Source organism: Cellulomonas bogoriensis 69B4 = DSM 16987, assembly GCF_000767165.1.
In the GTDB taxonomy this organism is placed as follows: domain Bacteria; phylum Actinomycetota; class Actinomycetes; order Actinomycetales; family Cellulomonadaceae; genus Actinotalea; species Actinotalea bogoriensis.
Genome location: NZ_AXCZ01000271.1, coordinates 1 through 2,349, shown reverse-complemented (window position 1 = coordinate 2,349; position 2,349 = coordinate 1). Strand labels below are relative to the sequence as shown.

3 protein-coding genes are annotated in these 2,349 nt (G+C 72.5%); 2 read left to right on the top strand and 1 reads right to left on the bottom strand.

The genetic code is table 11. From position 1 onward, the window contains the following. The coding region (locus N869_RS14470; protein WP_232229795.1) for a VanW family protein at positions 1-1,861 on the top strand (1,861 nt) is incomplete at its 5' end. Between the two features lie 7 nt (positions 1,862-1,868). Here the strand turns inward: N869_RS14470 and N869_RS14465 are convergent. Next, positions 1,869-2,126 (bottom strand): putative acetyltransferase, encoded by a 258-nt coding sequence (locus tag N869_RS14465; RefSeq protein WP_232229793.1) that lies wholly within the window; start codon positions 2,124-2,126, stop codon positions 1,869-1,871. A 59-nt stretch (positions 2,127-2,185) separates the two neighbouring features. On the opposite strand from N869_RS14465, the gene N869_RS14460 reads away from it, so the two are divergent. Then, on the top strand, positions 2,186-2,349 hold a 164-nt coding region (locus N869_RS14460; protein WP_035062744.1), incomplete at its 3' end, for an indolepyruvate ferredoxin oxidoreductase subunit alpha.

Below are 2,349 nucleotides of genomic sequence, written 5' to 3'. Positions count from 1 at the left end.
GGAACCGGCCCCGGAACCGGCCCATGACCCGGCACCCGCGGCCACGGGGCCGGCCGTGCAGCCCGGTGGCGAGACCGGACCCGAGCCGGCTGCGTTGCCGCGCTCGCCCATGGACGAGTTCGAGGACGAGACCGCGCGGTCCACGCCATGGGCCCGGACGCTGGGTCTGGTGGCCGCTGCTGTGGTCGTGGTCGCGGGTGTGTACGTCGGTGCCGCCTGGTGGTGGTCCGACAGGGTGCCCCCGGGGTCGACGGTGGCCGGTGTCGAGGTCGGCGGGCTGACGGCGGAGGAGGCCCGCGCGCACCTGCGTTCCGAGCTGGGCGGGGTCGTGACCCAGCCCGTCGCGGTGGAGGCGGGGGAGAAGCGCACGACGCTCGACCCGGTCGAGGCCGGGCTCGAGCTCGACGTCGAGGCGACCCTGGGCCCGGTCACGGGATTCGGCCTCGAGCCATGGCGGTTGTGGCAGCAGGTGTTCGGCGGGGGACCTGTCGCCCCCGTCACCCAGGTCGACGACGACGCCCTGGACGCCGCGGTCGAGGCGTTGTCCGGGGCGCTGGCGACCGAGCCGCTGGACGGGACCATCAGCTTCGTGGACGCGCGCCCCGTGCCCGAGGACTCCGCCGAGGGCATCGACCTCGACGTGGACTCCACCCGCCAGATCGTGATCGAGCAGTGGCTCACCGCGGCGCCGCCGCTCCAGCTGCCGACGGTGGTGGTGCCCCCCGTCATCGACGACGCCGAGGTCGAGCGGGCGATGCGCGAGCTCGCCAGGCCCCTGTCGCGGGCGCCGGTCACCGTCGTCGTCGACGACCAGAGGGCCGAGCTGCCCGTCGAGGTCGTCACCGGTGCGGCGGGGTTCACCGGCGAGAACGGTCGGCTGGAGCTCCAGCTCGACGGGGAGGCGCTGACCGAGGCCGTCCTGGACCGCACCGACGACCTCCTGACCGACGCCGAGGACGCGCGTTTCGAGTTCGAGGACGGCGAGCCGGTCATCGTTCCCGGAACTCCGGGGACGACCCTGGACCCGGAGGTCATGGTCGACGCGGTCACCGTCGCCGGTACCGGCGACGACCGGACCGCGAGGGTCGACCTGGTGGAGGTCGACCCCGAGGCCACCACCGCCGAGCTCGAGGGCCTGGGCGTGGTGGAGAGGGTCGGTGAGTTCTCCACCCCCCTGACGGCCGACTCCAACCGGAACCACAACCTGACGCTGGGCGCGAGCAGGGTCAACGGCACCCTGCTCCGCCCCGACGAGGTGTTCAGCCTCAACGACACCCTCGCGCCCATCACCACCGAGTCCGGCTACCGCCAGGCGGGCGTTGTCGTCAACGGGGTGCTGCAGCAGGGCACCGGCGGAGGCCTGTCGCAGATGGGCACGACGGTCTACAACGCGGCCTTCTTCGCCGGGCTGGAGGACGTCGAGCACCAGCCCCACAGCTTCTACTTCAGCAGGTACCCCGAGGGGCGTGAGGCCACGATCTACGCGGGCGTCCTGGACGTGAAGGTCGGGAACAACACCCCCTACGGCGTGCTGTTCCAGTCCTGGGTGGCCGGGGGGCGTCTGCACGTGGCGCTGTGGAGCACCGAGTACTGGGAGGTGGAGCACTGGACCAGCGGTCGGTCCAACGTGGTCTCACCCACGACCGTGTACAACACCGAGTCCGGGTGCATCGCGCAGGCCGCGGGCAACCCCGGGTTCACGGTGACCGTGGGCCGCCGCCTGCTGCGTGAGGGCGAGACCCGCCACGAGGAGAGCAACACCTGGACCTACCGTCCGCAGAACGCCATCGTCTGCGGCCCCCCGCCCGGGTCCCGCACCGACGACGACGAGGACGACGAGGACGACGAGGACGACGACTGAGGGGACCTCACCCGCGGCGGGGACGTCGCGGTGCCGGTGGTGGCGGCACGATCTTGCCCAGCGCGATGTCGGCGGCCGCCACCGCCTCGGGACCCCGCCGCGTGTCCACGACCACGCCGTCGTCGCCGACCGCCAGCAGGTGGCCCAGCACGTCCGTGTACCCGCCGGTGGGTACACGGCGGCGCACCACCACGCGTTGGCCGGGCACCCAGGTGCGCCACGACGCGTGCGGGTCGGTCGGGTGCGGGGTCGCAGGGGAGTCCACCTGGGGGATACTAGGTCCGCGCGACCTGCCGACGCGCACCCGTACCTGGAGGACCGCCCGTGACCTACGTGATCGCTCAGCCCTGTGTGGACGTCAAGGACAAGGCCTGCATCGAGGAGTGCCCTGTCGACTGCATCTACGAGGGCAAGCGCTCCCTGTACATCCAGCCGGACGAGTGCGTGGACTGCGGTGCCTGCGAACCGGTGTGCCCGGTCGAGGCGAT